At 72.3% G+C, this 15,805-nt stretch carries 13 protein-coding genes; 2 read left to right on the top strand and 11 right to left on the bottom strand.

Going from position 1 to position 15,805, the window contains the following annotated elements:
• Positions 1–15: 15 nt before the first annotated feature.
• The 7 genes from IEX69_RS00710 to IEX69_RS00680 all read right to left on the bottom strand — a co-directional run bounded on the left by IEX69_RS00710 (position 16) and on the right by IEX69_RS00680 (position 7,594).
• A complete protein-coding gene (locus IEX69_RS00710) occupies positions 16–684 on the bottom strand; it encodes a response regulator transcription factor (protein ID WP_085019232.1) in 669 nt (222 codons plus the stop codon).
• Positions 681–1,907: a sensor histidine kinase gene (locus IEX69_RS00705; protein WP_085019231.1), complete on the bottom strand. Its 1,227-nt coding sequence runs from the start codon at positions 1,905–1,907 to the stop codon at positions 681–683. The genes IEX69_RS00710 and IEX69_RS00705 overlap by 4 nt, the downstream gene beginning before the upstream one ends.
• Positions 1,908–2,022: 115 nt before the next feature.
• Entirely contained in the window at positions 2,023–3,348 is a 1,326-nt protein-coding gene (locus IEX69_RS00700; RefSeq protein WP_085019230.1) for a M50 family metallopeptidase, read from the bottom strand.
• Between the two features lie 100 nt (positions 3,349–3,448).
• Entirely contained in the window at positions 3,449–4,537 is a 1,089-nt protein-coding gene (locus IEX69_RS00695) for a 1-deoxy-D-xylulose-5-phosphate reductoisomerase (protein ID WP_174604424.1), read from the bottom strand.
• Positions 4,538–4,636: 99 nt separating this feature from the next.
• Positions 4,637–5,626 (bottom strand): FKBP-type peptidyl-prolyl cis-trans isomerase, encoded by a 990-nt coding sequence (locus IEX69_RS00690; protein WP_229756191.1) that lies wholly within the window; start codon positions 5,624–5,626, stop codon positions 4,637–4,639.
• Between the two features lie 98 nt (positions 5,627–5,724).
• The gene (locus tag IEX69_RS00685) at positions 5,725–7,098 is read right to left on the bottom strand and encodes a DHA2 family efflux MFS transporter permease subunit (RefSeq protein ID WP_085019227.1); all 1,374 of its coding nucleotides are present in this window, start codon (positions 7,096–7,098) and stop codon (positions 5,725–5,727) included.
• A 28-nt stretch (positions 7,099–7,126) separates the two neighbouring features.
• On the bottom strand, positions 7,127–7,594 hold the full coding sequence (locus IEX69_RS00680) for an OsmC family protein (protein WP_085019226.1): 468 nt from the start codon (positions 7,592–7,594) through the stop codon (positions 7,127–7,129).
• A gap of 51 nt (positions 7,595–7,645) precedes the next feature.
• Here IEX69_RS00680 and gabT point away from each other — a divergent pair, with 51 nt between their 5' ends.
• Positions 7,646–9,010 (top strand): 4-aminobutyrate--2-oxoglutarate transaminase, encoded by a 1,365-nt coding sequence (gene gabT / locus IEX69_RS00675; RefSeq protein WP_085019225.1) that lies wholly within the window; start codon positions 7,646–7,648, stop codon positions 9,008–9,010.
• Positions 9,007–10,026, top strand: a complete 1,020-nt coding sequence (locus tag IEX69_RS00670; RefSeq protein WP_085019224.1) for an asparaginase — start codon at positions 9,007–9,009, stop codon at positions 10,024–10,026. The genes gabT and IEX69_RS00670 overlap by 4 nt, the downstream gene beginning before the upstream one ends.
• A 600-nt stretch (positions 10,027–10,626) precedes the next feature.
• Here the strand turns inward: IEX69_RS00670 and IEX69_RS00665 are convergent.
• The 4 genes from IEX69_RS00665 to IEX69_RS00650 are packed head-to-tail and all read right to left on the bottom strand — an operon-like array spanning position 10,627 to position 15,804.
• Positions 10,627–11,238 (bottom strand): FHA domain-containing protein, encoded by a 612-nt coding sequence (locus tag IEX69_RS00665; protein ID WP_085019222.1) that lies wholly within the window; start codon positions 11,236–11,238, stop codon positions 10,627–10,629.
• A gap of 17 nt (positions 11,239–11,255) precedes the next feature.
• On the bottom strand, positions 11,256–13,664 hold the full coding sequence (locus tag IEX69_RS00660; protein WP_085019221.1) for a transglutaminase domain-containing protein: 2,409 nt from the start codon (positions 13,662–13,664) through the stop codon (positions 11,256–11,258).
• Positions 13,661–14,836: a DUF58 domain-containing protein gene (locus IEX69_RS00655; protein ID WP_085019220.1), complete on the bottom strand. Its 1,176-nt coding sequence runs from the start codon at positions 14,834–14,836 to the stop codon at positions 13,661–13,663. The genes IEX69_RS00660 and IEX69_RS00655 overlap by 4 nt, the downstream gene beginning before the upstream one ends.
• Complete coding sequence (locus IEX69_RS00650) at positions 14,833–15,804, bottom strand: AAA family ATPase (protein ID WP_085019219.1); 972 nt, start codon at positions 15,802–15,804, stop codon at positions 14,833–14,835. Before IEX69_RS00650 ends, IEX69_RS00655 begins: the two co-directional genes overlap by 4 nt.
• Position 15,805 lies beyond the last annotated feature (1 nt).

The following is a 15,805-nucleotide window of genomic DNA, read 5'->3' as shown; positions in this document are numbered from 1 at the left end:
CAGGACGAATCCGCGCTACTCCCCCGGGCGCATGCCGGGACGCACCAGACCCGACTCGTACGCCGTGACGACCAGGTGCACCCTGTCGCGGGCACCGAGCTTCGACATGATCCGCGACACGTGCGTCTTGGCGGTCAGCGGGCTGAGGAAGAGCCGGGCCGCGACCTCCTCGTTGGTGAGCCCCTGGCCGACGAGGGCGAGCACCTCGCGCTCCCGGTCGGTGAGCTCGGTCAGCAGGCCGTCGGTCATCGGAGTCAGCGCCGGCGCCACGCGCTCGAGGAGGCGCCGGGTGACGCTCGGCGAGAGCAGGGCGTCCCCCGACGCCACCACCCGGACGGCGCGGATGAGCTCGACCGGTTCGGTGTCCTTCACCAGGAACCCGGAGGCTCCCGCGCGGATGGCGTCGACGACGTACTCGTCGAGCTCGAACGTGGTCACGACGACGGTGCGGGTGGCGGCCAGGGCGGGGTCGGCGGTGATCGCCGCCGTCGCCTCGATCCCGTCCCCGTCGGGCATCCTGATGTCCATGAGCACGACGTCGGGCCGGGTGGCCCTGACCACGTCGACGGCGGAGCGCCCGGTCGACGCCTCCCCCACGACGGTCATGTCGGGCTCGTTCTCGAGCAGTGCGCTGAAGCCGCCGCGGATGAGGTGCTGATCGTCGGCGATCACGACTCGGATCATGGCCGTCTCCTCGGGATCGTCGCGCGCACCGTGGTTCCTCCGCCCTCCGTCGGTCCCACGTCCAGCGTCCCGCCGAGCAGTTCGGCGCGCTCGCGCATGCCGAGCATGCCGCGGCCGGGCTCGGTGCGCTCGAGTCCGACGCCGTCGTCGGAGACGGTGAGCTCGACCGCACCCGGAAGCGGTTTAAGCCGGACGACCACTGCGGAGGCCTGCGCGTGGCGCACGGCGTTCGTCAGCGACTCCTGCGCGATGCGGTAGAGCGCTGACTGCGTGGCCGGCGGAAGGTCGAGATCGATGTCGCCCTCGAGCGAGGTCGTCATCGTCGGGGTCGCGACCGAGTCGACGAGACCCGGGAGGTTCGAGAGACCGGGCTGCGGCGTCCGCCCGGCACCGGGCAGGTCTGCAGCGCCCACGGTCGCAGAACGGGACGGGTCGTCGGAGCGGAGGACGCCGAGCACGCTGCGCACCTCGTCGAGCGCGGTGCGGCTCGTGACCCGGATGCTCTCCAGGGCGGATCGCGCCAGCTCCGGCTGGGCGTCGAGGAGGTGGAGCCCGACGCCCGCCTGCACGCTGATCTGCGACAGGGAGTGCGCCAGCACGTCGTGGAGCTCGCGCGCGATGCGCACACGCTCCTCGGCGGCGGCGTCCTCGCGTCGGCGCTGCCACAGCAGCTGCCGCTCGCGGATGCGCAGCCGCCGGGTGCGGAGGAACTCGCCCGCGCCGAGCGCGACGATGAGGCCGACCGTGGTGGCGACCAGGCGCGGCGGCGGCCACTCCTCTCCGATGAGGGACAGCCCCGCGAGCCCGGCGAGCCAGGCTCCGGCGACCGAGGCGAAGGTCCACACCCTCGCTCCCCGCGCCAGGGCGAGGACGATGGCGAACGCCGCCGCGGCGAACGGGGCGACGACGTGCGGCTGGACGAGGACGTCGGCGACGGTGACCGCCAGCACCGCGGCCACCGTCGGGCCCGGGTACCGTCGTGCGGCGAGGAGGAGCAGCGGACCCGCGACCGCGAACGCGAGGGCGACGACCGGATGCCAGGTCGCGAGCCCCCACATCCGCAGCCCGCCGAGCTGGAAGACGGTACCGCCCACCCCGATCACCAGGGAGACCACCACGGGGAGCAGCAGCCTCGCGCGCGGTGGCAGCGGACCCCTGCCGCTGAAGGGTCCCTCCGCGCGGCCCCACCCCTCGGGCGCGGAGGGGTGATCGGCGGGACGCATGTGCCGATCGTAGCGACGCGTCACCGTGCGGTCGTCGCCCGGGAGGGGGTCTCGGGCGTACTCCCCGGGGAGTACGCCGGCCGAGTGACTCGGCGGGATGCGCCGGGTGAGCGCGTCAGCCGAGGATGTTGATGGGCTTCACGATGTCGGCGTAGATGAGCAGGGCCGACATGCCGACGAACACGATGACGACGGCGAACGTGAGCGGCATGAGCTTCGCCGCGTCGACGGGGCCTGGGTCCGGCTTCCGGCGCAGCTTGGCGAAGCCCCGCTTGATGGCCTCCCAGATCGCGGCCGCGACGTGTCCGCCGTCGAGCGGCGTGAGAGGCACGAGGTTGATCACGCCCAGCGCGATGTTGAGCGAGCCGAGCATGCCGAAGAAGGTCGCCGCCTTGCTCGCGAGCGGGATCTCGTCGATCGTGGCGATCTCGCCCGCCACGCGGCCGACGCCGACCACGCTGATGGGTCCGTTGGGATCGCGCTCACCCGATCCGAAGGCGGCGTTGGCCACGTCGACCAGGCGCTGCGGGAGGTTGAGCACGAGGTTGACCGTGTTGCCGATGGTCTGCCCCATGAGTGGGAACACGGCGGTGATGGGCTGCTGCACGAGCTGGCTGGCGGGACCGATGCCGACGAAGCCCACCTCCTGCGTCAGCGGTTGGCCGTCGGAGCCCTTGGCGATGGTGCCGTCGTCGTTCGTGACGTAGCGCTCGGTGAGGAGCGGCGTGACGGAGAGGGTGACCTGCTGTCCGTCGCGCTCGACGACGACGGGGACGGTGTCGCCCGCCGAGCGCTGGATGATCGAGGTCGACTGGGCCCAGCTGTCGATGGGGGTACCCGCGACGCTGAGGAGGCGGTCGCCGGGCTTGATGCCGGCGGCGGCGCCGGGTGCCGGGGTGTCGCCGTCCTCACAGGTCTGGCGCTCGCTCGTGGCAGGCAGCACGCAGGTGTTGACGCTGCCGATCGTGGTCGAGGACTGGACGGTGCCGAACACGCACACCGTGATCGCGAAGAAGACGATGGCGAGCACGAAGTTCATGAAGGGGCCGCCGAGCATGACGATGATGCGCTGCCAGACGGGCTTGCGGTAGAAGGCGCGGTCGAGGTCGTCGCCCACCGACTCCGCCGACTGCTGACGCGCATCCTGGATCATCGACTGGAAGAAGCCGGTGCTCTGGGCGGTGGCCGCGCCGCCCTTCCGGGGCGGGAACATGCCCACCATGGCGACGTAGCCGCCGAGGGGGACGGCCTTGAAGCCGTACTCCGTCTCGCCCCTGCGGCGCGAGAAGATCGTCGGCCCGAAGCCGACCATGTACTGCGTGACCTTGATGCCGAACAGCTTCGCCGGCACGAGGTGGCCCACCTCGTGGAGACCGATCGACAGGGCGACGCCGACGGCGATGATCGCGACGCCGAGCACGAACTGGAGGACGGTTTCCACACGAGGACGATACAGTCCGCCCCCGTCACCACGCTGACCGGCGGCTGGACACCGGCCAAGGACGCCCTAGGAGACCGAGGCTCCCTCGAGGATTCGCTCCCTAGTCGGCCGAGTCGATGAGGCGGTCCGCCTCCCGGCGCGCCCAGGTCTCGGTGGCCAGGAGCGACTCGCGGGTGATCTCCCCGCCGTCCTCGCTGTGCTCGTCGACCACACGCCGCACGGTGTCGAGGATGTCGAGGAACCCGATCCGCTCGTCGTGGAAGGCCCGCACCGCCTGCTCGTTCGCCGCGTTGAAGACGGCGGGGAAGCCGCCGCCCGCGCGTCCGACCTCCTTCGCCAGCGCGACCGAGGGGAACGCCTCGTCGTCGAGCGGCTCGAACGTCCAGCTCTGGGAGGTGGTCCAGTCCAGGGGCGTGCCCACGCCGGGCACGCGGTGCGGCCAGTCGAGGCCGAGCGAGATGGGAAGCCGCATGTCGGGCGGCGAGGCCTGCGCGATGGTCGAGCCGTCGGTGAACTCCACCATCGAGTGCACGATCGACTGCGGATGCACGGTGACGGCGATGTCGGCGTACGGCACGTCGAAGAGCAGGTGCGCCTCGATCACCTCGAGGCCCTTGTTGACGAGGGTCGCGGAGTTGGTGGTGACGACGAGACCCATGTCCCAGGTCGGATGCGCGAGCGCCTGCGCCGGGGTGACGTCGCGGAGCGACTCACGGCTGCGGCCGCGGAAGGGGCCGCCGGACGCGGTGAGCACGAGCCGGGACACCTCGCCGTGCGTGCCGGAGCGGAGGGCCTGCGCGATCGCCGAGTGCTCGGAGTCGACGGGCACGATCTGGCCGGGACGCGCCAGACGCGTCACGAGGTCGCCGCCGACGATGAGGCTCTCCTTGTTCGCCAGCGCGAGGGTCGCGCCCACCTCGAGCGTCGCGAGGGTGGGACCGAGGCCGATCGAGCCGGTGATGCCGTTGAGCACGACGTCGGCCTCGACCGACCGCACGAGCCGTTCCGCGTCGTCGGCGCCGAGAGCGGTCTCGTCGACCGAGAACTCCGCAGCCTGTTCGTCAAGCAGCTCGCGGTTGCGCCCCGCGGCGAGCCCGACGACCTCGAACCGCTCCGGGTTCGCCCGGATGACGTCGAGCGCCTGCGTCCCGATCGACCCCGTGGACCCGAGAATCACAACCCTCTGCATGCGGACCATCCTCTCCCGTTTCGCCATGCTGGCGCCTTTTCGCCACAGGCATGAGCGTGGCGAAAGGCCACCAGCTTGGCGAGACCGGGGAAGGGCGGACTAGGTGCGGGGGGTGTCGGCGGCGAGGATGTCGACGACGAAGACGAGCGTGTCGGTGCCCTGGATGCCCGCGGCGGAGTTGCCCTGGTCGCCGTATCCGAGGGCCGGCGGGATCACGACGAGCACCTGCGAGCCGACGGTCTGGCCGACGAGCGCCTGCTTGAAGCCCGGGACGACGCCGGAGGTCTGGAACGAGGTGGGCCCGCGGCCCCAGCTCTGGTCGAACACCTCGCCGGTGCGCCAGATGGTGCCCTGGTACTGGACCGTCACGGTGTCGCCGTCGGCGACCGTCTTGCCGTCGCCCTTCTTCAGCACCTCGAGCTGGAGATCGGCGGGAGCGTCGGCCTGCGGGATGGAGACCGTCGGCTGTCCGGAGTCGTCGAGGGTGACGGTGGGGAATCCGTCCTGAGCGGGCTGGTCGGCGCCGTCGGCGCGCGACGGGACGAGCTGCTCGATGTCGGCCACCATGACCATGGAGTCGGTGGCGCCGATCCCCAGGGAGCTGTTGCCGTTCGTGCCGAAGCCGTCCGCCGGCGGGATGACCGCGGCGACACGGGAGCCCACGGGCGCGCAGTTGACCGCGCGCACCACTCCGACGATGAACTGGGACTCGTCGACGGTCAGCTGGAGCGGGGTGGCGCCCTGGTCGAAGGTGGAGAACACCTTGTCACCGGTGCTGCCGTTGTAGATCGTGAAGTCGACGGTGGCCATGTCGCCCGCGGCCAGCTCGTCGCCGTCGCCCTGGGTGACGATCGTGCGCTCGGTGGTGTCGATCGTGTACGGGCCGGTGAACGCGGTCGTCGGTGCCGCGCCGAAGTCGCCGGTGACGGTGACCGAGTTGGACGCGCTGCCCGAGTCGGCGCAGCTCGCGGCGCCCGGCGTCGGCGCGGCGGCGGTCGCGGAGGAGTCGGACGGATCGGGGCTGGACGAGCATCCCGCCAGGAGCAGGGCGGCCGCGGCCGCCGTGGCGAGAGTGGCGGTCAGTGTCACGGGAAGGCGGCGCATGAGTCCTCTGGTCGTCTGGGGAGGGGGTCTGCGACAGACTACGTGATCCGCCGCCGCGACAGTCTCGCCGCTGCGCCTTGCCGTCAGCTGGCCGCCGCCTGGGAACGGGGGTTCCGGATCCCGACCAGCGAGATCACCCCGCCCGCGGCGAACAGGGCCGCGGTGACGATCGCGACGCGGTGGAAGCCGTCGAGGTCGAGCTGCGAACCGACGATGAGGCTGGTCAACGCGATAGCGATGAGCCCCGCCACGCGGGACACCGCGTTGTTCACCGCCGAGGCGATGCCCGATCGGCCCGAGTGCACCGCACCGAGGATGGCGGAGGTCAGCGGCGCCACCGTGATCGCCATGCCGAGACCGGTGACGGCGATGGCGGGGAGCACCTGCGTGAGGTAGTCGGCGGAGGCGTCGACCCGGAGCATCAGCAGGTAACCGACCCCGGCGATGAGCGGTCCGACGGTCATGAAGAGCCGAGGGCCGAGGCGACCGGACAGCGTCCCGAACAGCGTCGAGAGCGCGATCAGCAGCACGGTCGACGGGATGGCCGCCAGCCCCGCGAACGTCGCGCTGTAACCGGCCACCTGCTGGAGGAAGACGGCGACCACGAAGAAGCCGAGCGACAGGGCGCCGTAGATGAAGAACGTCGCGAGGTTGCCCGCCGAGAAGTTGCGCGCGCGGAAGAGGTCGAGAGGGAGCATCGGCGCCTTCGCCCGCGACTCCCACACGAGGAACGCGGCGAACGCCGCCAGCCCCACGACGAGAGGCAGCCAGACGACGGGTGACCCCCATCCGAATCGCGACTGCTCGATGAGGGCGAACACGGGCAGACCCAGTCCGACGACGCCGAGGACGGCACCCGTCACGTCGACGCGGCTGCCCGCCTCGCGCGGCCGGTCGGCGGGGAGCCGGTGCAGCAGGATGAGGGTGAGGGCGATGGGGAGGATGTTGATCGCGAACACCAGCCGCCAGGAGAGGAGATCGACGAGGACGCCGCCGAGCACGGGACCGGCGAGGTTCGCGGTGCTCGTCCAGGCGGTCCAGGTGCCGATCGCCCGCGACTCGGCCGGCCCCTCGAAGGTGGCGATGATGATGGCCAGAGAGCTCGGCACGAGCAGCGCGCCCGCGATCCCCTGGAGTCCGCGCGCCACGATCAGCACCTCGATCGTCGGCGCGAGCGCGCACACCACCGAGGTGACGCCGAACCCGATCAGGCCCGCGGCGAGCACCTTGCGGCGCCCGAACACGTCGGAGAGGCTGCCCGCGAGGAGGATCACGGCGCCGAGCGTGAGGAGGTAGGCGTCGACCACCCACTGCTGCGCCGCGAGGCCTCCCCCGAGCTCGCGGTCGATGGCGGGCAGGGCGACGTTGACGACCGTCCCGTCGAGGAAGGAGACGAACGACGCCAGGATCGCGACGACGAGGACGAACCTCCGCTGGGCTGCTGTGGGCGTGCTCATGCGCTCTGCTCCTCGTCGCCCCGGGCGGTCAGCGCCGGACCAGGGACGGCTCGTGCTCGACGGGGAAGTTCATCGAGTTCGCGATGAAGCACTTCTCCGCGGCCTCGTGGTGCAGGCGCTCCATCTCCTCGTCGGTGACCTCGGAGGAGACCTCCACCACGGGATGCAGGGTGGCCGAGACGAACCGGCCGCCCTCGCCCTCCTGGACCATCACGCCCTCCGCGTGATCGGTGTACCCCGTGACCACGACGCCGTGGAGGACCGCGACGTGCAGGAACGAGAGCATGTGGCACTCGGCGAGCGCGGCGAGGAGGAGCTCCTCGGGATTCCAGCGATCCGCGTCGCCGTGGAAGATACGGTCGGCCGAGGCCTCGATCGGATGCTTGGCCTCGGCGCGGACGACGCTGCTGCGTCCGTACTCGCGGTACGCGGATGTGCCCGTTCCCCTATTGCCAAGCCATTCCGCATCGACGCTGTAGTGATGTTCACGGTTCACGCGCTCAGACTAACCCGCGGTGCGGAGGGCGCCCGACTACGATCGATCCTCATGACAGACACCATCGAAGCCCCCGTCGCCGCGGTCACGCAGGAGCGGAAGATCGTCACGGCCGTGCCCGGCCCCCGGTCGCAGGAGCTTCACGCCCGACGTCTGGCCGTCGTGCCCCCGGGCGTGGGTGCCGCGCTGCCGATCTACGTGGCGAAGGCGGCCGGAGCGATCCTGGTCGACGTCGACGGCAACCAGTTCATCGACCTCGGCGCCGGCATCGGCGTCACCACCGTCGGTCACGCGGAGGAGCACGTCGTGGCGGCCGCCGCGGCTCAGCTGCAGGACGTCATCCACACCCTCTTCACCGTCACCCCGTACGAGGAGTACGTGCGGGTCGCCGAGCTCCTCGCCGAGAAGACGCCCGGCGACTTCGCCAAGCGCACCGTCCTCGTCAACTCGGGGGCTGAGGCCGTGGAGAACGGGGTCAAGATCGCCCGCAAGCATACCGGCCGCAGCGGGGTGGCCGTGCTCGACCACGCCTACCACGGACGCACCAACCTCACGATGGCGATGAACTACAAGGCCATGCCCTACGGCGCCGGGTTCGGTCCGCTCGGGGGCAGCGTCCACCGCGCCCCGAACTCCTACCCGTACCACGACGGGCTCTCCGGCGCCGAGGCCGCGGCCCGCACGATCGGCTACCTCGAGAAGACGGTCGGCGCCGCCGACCTGGCCTGCCTCGTCGTGGAGCCCATCCAGGGCGAGGGCGGCTTCGTCGTCCCCGCGGAGGGCTACCTGCCGGCGCTCCAGGAATGGTGCACCGAGAACGGCATCGTGTTCATCGCCGACGAGATCCAGAGCGGCATGGCGCGGACCGGCCGGTGGTTCGCCAGCGAGCACTTCGGGCTCGTGCCCGACATGGTGCTGTCGGCGAAGGGCATCGCCGGAGGCCTCCCCCTCGCGGGCGTGACCGGTCGGGCCGAGATCATGGACTCGGCGCAGCCCGGCGGACTGGGTGGCACCTTCGGCGGCAACCCGGTCGCCGCCGCGGCGGCCATCGCCGTGTTCGAGCAGATCGACGCGGGGAACCTCCTCGCCGAGGCCGACCGCATCGAGCGTGTGCTGAAGAGCCGGCTGGGCGCCCTGCAGGAGCGCCACGAGATCATCGGCGACATCCGCGGCATCGGAGCGATGGTCGCGATCGAGCTGGTGAAGCCGGGCACGTCCGAGACGACACGAGAGCCGAACCCGGATGCGGTGAACGCGCTGGTCGCGCACGCCGCCGCTCACGGTGTGCTCATCCTCAACGCGGGCACCTACGGCAACGTCCTCCGATTCCTCCCTTCGCTCGCGGCGACCGACGCACTGCTGAACGACGCCCTGGACGTCCTCGAGGAGGGGTTCGCCGCCCTGGACCGCGCATGACCGGCCGGCACGCCGACCCGGTCGTCGACAGCGGAGCGCCCCGCGCCCTCGGCACGGCGACGGTCGAGGAGTCGGTCGAGCTCGCCGTGCTGGAGCGCAGCGGGTTCATCGAGTCGCGGCACGCCGGCTCGGCCGTGGTCGTCGCGCCCGACGGGTCCGTGCTGACCGAGCTCGGCTCCCCCGGCATCGCGGTGTACCCCCGTTCGTGCATGAAGCCGTTCCAGGCCATCGCCGCGCTCGACACCGGGATCGAGCTCGATCCCGTGCAGACGGTGCTCGCCACCGCGTCGCACGCGGGGACGCCTCAGCACGTCGAGGTGGTCGAGTCGGTCCTCCGGCTGGCCGGACTCGACGAGGACGCCCTCGGCTGCCCGCCCGACTGGCCCGGCGACTCGGCCGCCCGATCGGCGGCTGCCCTCGAGGGCGGACCTCGGCGCGTCTTCATGAACTGCTCGGGGAAGCACGCGGCCATGCTGCTCGCGTGCGTGCACTCGGGGTGGGACGTCGGGTCGTACCTCGAGCTCGACCACCCGCTCCAGGAGCGCGTGCGCGAGACCGTCGTCGACTTCACCGGCGAGCCGATCGTGCACACCGGCATCGACGGCTGCGGCGCTCCGGTGCACGCGATGTCGCTGACCGCCCTCGCGCGAGGGATCGGCCGCGTGCGGTCGGCCCGCGAGGGATCGGCCGCGCGCCTGACGGCGAGCGTCCTCGCGAACGGCTGGGCCATCGACGGACACGGTCGCGCGAACACCGTCGTGATCGACGAGCTCGGCGTGCTGGCGAAGCTCGGCGCCGAAGGCGTCATGGTGATGGCGGCGGAGGACGGCACGGCGGTGGCGGTGAAGATGCTCGACGGCAGCCTCCGGGCCGCCTCGCTCGTGGCGTTGACCCTGCTCGAGCGTCGTGGTGCGGTCGCCTCGGATGCGGTGGCCCGCGTGCGCGACGGCCTCGACCTCGTCGTCACAGGCGGCGGTCTCCCGGTGGGCACCATCCGCGTCTCCGACGCGGTCTGAGGGACCGGATCCGCCGCTCGCAAGGCCTCGCTCAGAGGCGACCGCGGCGGGGTGAACCACCCTGCCGCGGCGGGCGCCGAGAGGAACTCGCACTCCGCCGTCAGCGACGCGGAACCGCGCCTCCGGACCTCAGCCAGGGGTGGGGCGACGAGGACGATGACGGTGCACGCCGGATCGGCGTGCACCACCTCGACCGGGGCGAGCTCGACGGTGAGCTCAGCAGACCCCTGCGGGTCGAGCACGGTCACGCGCTCGCGGCTCGAGGCTCGACGAGCGGAGATCGAGAGTCTCGCATGGTCGAACCACGCGTGCGGCGCATCGGTCTCCACGACGGCCGTGCCGCCCAGGGCGATGTGGCGTACGAGCCGCGCCCGCAGGAAGGCCCGGGCGACGGCCGCCGCCGCGAGGAGGAGGACGTGCTCCCCCGCACGCATGGTGAGCGCGCTGTGCGCGGAGGAGGCGAGGAATCGGGAGCGCAGGACCGAGGTGGAGAGCATGCCTCGAGTGAAGCCGATCGAGCCGCCTCGCACCCGGCCGACGGCCGATCTGTGGACTGATTCGCGCATCCGAGCGGGTGTGCACGAACGGCGTGCACCTGGGTCAGTGCAGGTCGAAGTACTGGTCGCCGAGCTCGACGCGCAGCCCGCGGTAGATGACCACGCGGAGGCCCGGGTCGAGGTCGACCACCTCGTCCCCCTCGACGATGCGGGTGCCGTTGGCCGATCCGCGGTCGAGGATCCAGAAGCCGTCCTCGGCCACACCGAACTCGAGGTGGGTCTTCGACATGCTCCGGTCGGGGTCGACGATCTGGACGAGGTAGTCGAACGACTCCCCTTCCGCGGGCGTCGGGTTCCGGCCCACGAGACCGTGGCCGGAGACGCGGACCGTGTCGCCGGTGCTGAAGGCCAGGCTGAACACCCGAGGATCGACCGCGTCGGCGGAATACGACGGAGACGAGGCTGACGGAGCCGGAGCCGCCGGCTCCCGTGTCCGCTCGACCGTGGGGATCGCGGTGGTCGGCAGCTCGGCGTGCCGGGGCCCGCCGGCCGCGGGCACGACGCCTGCCGCTCGGCCGGCCTGGGCCGCCTGGGCCGCGATCGAACGACGCAGGGCACGACGGTCGTAGCGGGCGGTGTCGCCGAGCGTCGGCGCGGGTGCGAGGGCGGAGGTGCCGCATTCACCGCAGAGGAGCGCGCCCTCGGTCAGGGTCATGCCGCAGGTCCTGCACTTCACTCGCTCGTCCGCCTTCCGCCCTTGCCATGATACGTGCGCAACGATCGGAGCGAGATCGCCGCTCGCAGGCGGGACCACCGGCCACCCGTGCGCATGATCCGCGTCCGCTCCTCGTCGGTCTGCGCCCAGATCCGGTCGAGGTCGGCCGGCAGGGGGACGGTCGGGGCGAACTGCGCGCGGTCGACGAGCACCGCGATGTCGCGCGCGGCCGGGCTGTCGAGCGCCGACGCGGTCTCGGCCCTGGTCGACGCGGGCGCGGTCGACGTGCGCCGGGGCAGGAGACGGGCGTCGACCCCGGCGTCGCGGATCTCGGACCAGGCCTGCGCGGCCCTGTCCCGCGGGTCGCCGCGTCGTCGGCGGCGAGACCTGCGCACGACCTTCGCCGCGATGACCGCCAGGAAGGGCGAGAGCAGCACGGCGAGGACGGCCGCTCCGAGCCCGGTCCAGATCGCCACCGCCCGGAGCAGCTCGGCGAAGGGATCGCGCTGCGGCTCGTCCCGGTCGGTCGGCTGCGTGGTCGTCGTGTCGGGCGGGATGTTCTCGTCGCTGGAACGGGGCGGCAGGACCCGCGGGGGCTGCACGGTCGTCGACTGCTGCTCGTCGACGTCGTCGGGCACGGGTCGCTCGAGCGGGGTCACATCGATCGCGACCCAGCCGCGTTCGGCGTCGAGCACCTCCACCCACGCGACGGTGTCGCGGCCCGTGACGGCGATCGGATCGGCGCCGTCCTGGTTCGACGGCACCCGGTAGCCCAGTGCCACACGGGCCGGGAACCCCACCTGCTGCGCCAGCAGGGCCCCGGCGACCGCGTACTGCTCGTCGTCGCCCAGCATGGGTGCGTCGGTGAGGAGCTCCGCGATCCGATCGGCGCCGTGCCCGGAACGGCTGAACGGCTCCCCCGGTTGGCCATGGCTCACGTAGCCCTGTCGGAGCGCATCGACCAGGGAGGCCAAACGTTCTGCAGGGTCGGCATCCGCATCCGCATGGTCGGCCGCCCACGCGGCCACCTCTGGCGGCGCGGTCGGGGACGGCGCGGCGGCCGCACCGGGGACGAGGTCGGCGGGCTCGGCGATCTCGTCGATCAGGGTCGAGCGCACACGATACGAGGTCCCGGCGACGAGCCCGGTGCTGACGGCCGCGGTCTCGAGCGGACGGCTGTAGAAGAGGTCGTCCTGCGGATCGACGCCCGCGGCGCCGGACGGGCTCGTCGACTCCGTTCCGGATCCCGCGCCCGCGTCGAACTCGATCGACGACGGTGCGCCCGGGAGGGGCAGCCAGACGCCGCCGGCGGCCTCGACGGTGAGGGAGTACTCGCTCTCGCCCGGGAGGGCGGGGCCGATCGACTGCGGCACCCGAGAGAACAGGGAGGAGGCCTCGGTCGAGTCGCCCGCCCGGTAGACCACCCCGTCGTACGAGTCCATCCTCGCGATCGACACGAGCCGTCCGGCCAGCGAGGACGGGACGTCGAGCCGCACGGCATCCGCCTCAGGGCCGACGATGTCGGCTCTGAAGCCGCTCAACGGGCTGTCGAGCCTGCGGGGATCGAACGGCTGCGACACGGCGTCGCGGACCGCCGCCCGGGAGCCGCCGACGACCAGTGCTCCCGCGCCGAGACCGGCCGCGACCGTCATGAGCACCAGGAGCCCGGCCACGAGGGTCCGGCTGATCGACGCGCTCCCCAGCAGAGCCAGGGCGAGGAGGGCGAGGAGGGCGAAGGCGCCGCCGAGCGCGAGGGGCGCCAGGGGCTCCCCGTCGCCGAACGCGAGGCCGGCGAGGAGGACGACGACGGGGGGCAGCAGCGAGAGCGCGGGCCGCGCCGATCGGAGCGCGAGCGACACCGTCGAGGCGCTCGCCGCCAGGACGAGGACGAACAGGGGGACGAGGAGCGCCTGGAAGTCGCCGACCGGGGGGTCGATCGTGAGCAGTGCGCGCCATCCGGTCGCGGAGGTCGTGATCAGGTCGACGAGCCCCTGCGGCGTGGGGAGCACCCCCCAGAGCGCCTGGGAGGGGACCGCGAGCGGGACGCCGAGCAGGAGCCAGGCCCCCGCAACGGCGAGCAGCACCACGTGCGGCCTCCACCGGGCGACCGCTCCGGCCCCCGCGAGGGCGACGCCGGCGAACAGCGCTCCTCCGGCGCAGACGAGGAACCACGGCGAGGCGTACACCGGCCACCACGCCGCGGCACCGATCACCACGAGTCCCACCGCGGCGAGGGCGAGGAGTGCTCGGCGCCGTGCGGACGGAGACGACCGGTCGGGCACCGACGGTCCGCCCGACCGCGTCGCCGACGACCGGAGCGGCGGCCCCGGCGACCGCGCCGCGGACGGTGTCCACGCGGATCGCGCGGGTGAGGCGGACGAGGTGCCGCGCGGGGCGCGGGTGCCTCCCGGGCGGAGGACGCTCACGTCGCCGCCATCCTCACCAGGGCGCGCACGAGGTCGTCCAGGTAGCCGATGCGGGCCACGCGGATGCCGTCGAACGGCACGATCGACGCGCTCGCCTCCGGGTCGGCGACGAGCCCGATCACCTCGACCTCCGGCGGCAGGGCCGCCGCGGCCGACCTGAGCTCCCGCGTGGCCACCGCCGATCCGCACACGAGGAGGACCACGGAGGCACCGCTCCCCGACTCGGCGATGCCCCGGGCGAGCCGTGCCGGCCCCGGGGCCCCGGGGACCGGGTGCACCACGCTCAGATCGTCGAGGAGGTCACGCGGGGTACGGACGCTGAGGGACGTCGTACGCTCGGAGCCGCTCGAGGCGAGGACGCTCACCGTCGTGGCGTCGCGGACCGCGCGCACTCCGATCGACGCCGCGATGCTCACCGCGAGCTCGAACTCCTCGTCACCGGCGTAGTCTCCCGGACGCGTCGACAGCGCGACGACGAGATGGCTGCGCCGCGTCTGCTCGAACTGGCGCACCATGAATGAGCCCGTCTTCGCCGTGCTCCGCCAGTGGATGTGACGGCGATCGTCGCCCGGCACGTACTCGCGGAGGGTGTGGAACGCCATGTCGCTGTCGGTGAGGTCGCGCGACGAGAGGCCCTCGAGATCGCGCAGCAGGCCTGTCGACGCCACGGCGAGATCGACCGTCCGCGGATGCACGTAGAGGTCCCGCGCATCCGATCGGGACACCTCGCGGCGTGCAAGACCGAGGGGATCGCGGCGGACCACGCGCACCGGGCCCAGTCGCAGCACACCACGACGCGGGGTCTGCACGACGACCGTGGCCGACACCTCCCCTCCCGGGCGGACTCCGGGAAGGTCGAGCGACTCGATCCGAACTCCCACCGGCAGCTCCGCCTCGGTCGCGCGGAGACGCCGCGGGGTGGAATTCTGCACGGAGACCGAGACGGTGGCGTGAGCACCGGCGACCACATGCCGCTCGGCGACGGAGATCTCCATGCGCCCTGCCCGGCGGCCGAGCAGGAGGAGGGCGCAGACGAGCGCGGTCACGAGGCACGCCACGCCGATGACGACGAGCTCGGTCCAGCCCAGGGCCAGACCCGCGACGAGCGTCGCGATCCCGCCTCCGAGGACCGTCCATCCCCCGGCGGAGACCGCCACCGGGAGCGTCCTCATGCGGCCGTCGGCTCTCCGGGTGGTGCCACCTCGAGCAGGATCTGTCCGACCAGGCTCGACGCCGAGACTCCGTCGAACTCCGCCTCGGGGTCGAGCAGGAGCCGGTGGGCCAGCACGGGCTCGGCGAGGGCCTTCACGTCGTCGGGGACGACGTAGTGGCGCCCTGACGACGCCGCGTACGTCTTCGCCGCCCGCGACAGAGCAAGCGCCGCGCGAACGCTGGCGCCGAGCCTCGTCTCGGGGGCGTCACGGGTGGCCTGCACCAGTCGGACGATGTAGTCGTTGATCGACGCGTCGACGTGGGCCGTGCGGGCCTCCGCGGCGAGCACGGTCACCCCCTCGCTCGTGATGATCGGCGGGAGCGCCGTCGAGTGCGCGCGTTCCGTGGAGCCCTCCAGGATGCGGAGGGTCGTGGCGTGGTCGGGATACCCGATCGAGGTCTTGATGAGGAAGCGGTCGAGCTGCGCCTCGGGGAGACGGTAGGTGCCGGCCTGCTCGACGGGGTTCTGCGTCGCGATCACCATGAACGGCTCCCCCACCGGATGCGACCGGCCGTCGACCGTGACCCGTCCCTCCTCCATCACCTCGAGCAGGGCGGACTGGGTCTTCGGCGAGGCCCGGTTGATCTCGTCGGCCAGGAGGACGGTGGCGAAGACGGGGCCGGGACGGAACTCGAAGGCGCGCGCGCTCTGGTCGTACACGGAGACCCCCGTGATGTCGCCGGGCAGCAGGTCGGGCGTGAACTGGATCCGGCTCGCGGTCCCTCGCACGCTCTGCGCGATCGCGCGCGCCAGAGAGGTCTTCCCGGTCCCCGGCGCATCCTCGAGCAGGAGGTGCCCCTCCGAGAGCAGGGCGACGAGGGAGAGCCTGACGACGTGGGGCTTGCCCTGCAGCGCCTGCTCGACGCCCGCGGCCAAGCGGGCGAACACGTCGGCGAAGCGGGTGGCCTGCTCGGGTGTCATGGTCATG

Origin of the sequence: Cnuibacter physcomitrellae, assembly GCF_014640535.1 — a bacterium.
In the GTDB taxonomy this organism is placed as follows: domain Bacteria; phylum Actinomycetota; class Actinomycetes; order Actinomycetales; family Microbacteriaceae; genus Cnuibacter; species Cnuibacter physcomitrellae.
This window is presented reverse-complemented; position numbering and strand designations above follow the sequence as displayed.

Excerpts from the sequence above, each read along its gene's own strand:
- IEX69_RS00710 (WP_085019232.1), bottom strand. The coding sequence starts at position 684 with ATGATCCGAGTCGTGATCGCCGACGATCAGCACCTCATCCGCGGCGGC.
- IEX69_RS00705 (WP_085019231.1), bottom strand. The coding sequence starts at position 1,907 with ATGCGTCCCGCCGATCACCCCTCCGCGCCCGAGGGGTGGGGCCGCGCG.
- IEX69_RS00695 (WP_174604424.1), bottom strand. The coding sequence starts at position 4,537 with ATGCAGAGGGTTGTGATTCTCGGGTCCACGGGGTCGATCGGGACGCAG.
- IEX69_RS00685 (WP_085019227.1), bottom strand. The coding sequence starts at position 7,098 with ATGAGCACGCCCACAGCAGCCCAGCGGAGGTTCGTCCTCGTCGTCGCG.
- gabT (WP_085019225.1), top strand. The coding sequence starts at position 7,646 with ATGACAGACACCATCGAAGCCCCCGTCGCCGCGGTCACGCAGGAGCGG.
- IEX69_RS00670 (WP_085019224.1), top strand. The coding sequence starts at position 9,007 with ATGACCGGCCGGCACGCCGACCCGGTCGTCGACAGCGGAGCGCCCCGC.
- IEX69_RS00665 (WP_085019222.1), bottom strand. The coding sequence starts at position 11,238 with ATGACCCTGACCGAGGGCGCGCTCCTCTGCGGTGAATGCGGCACCTCC.
- IEX69_RS00655 (WP_085019220.1), bottom strand. The coding sequence starts at position 14,836 with ATGAGGACGCTCCCGGTGGCGGTCTCCGCCGGGGGATGGACGGTCCTC.
- IEX69_RS00650 (WP_085019219.1), bottom strand. The coding sequence starts at position 15,804 with ATGACCATGACACCCGAGCAGGCCACCCGCTTCGCCGACGTGTTCGCC.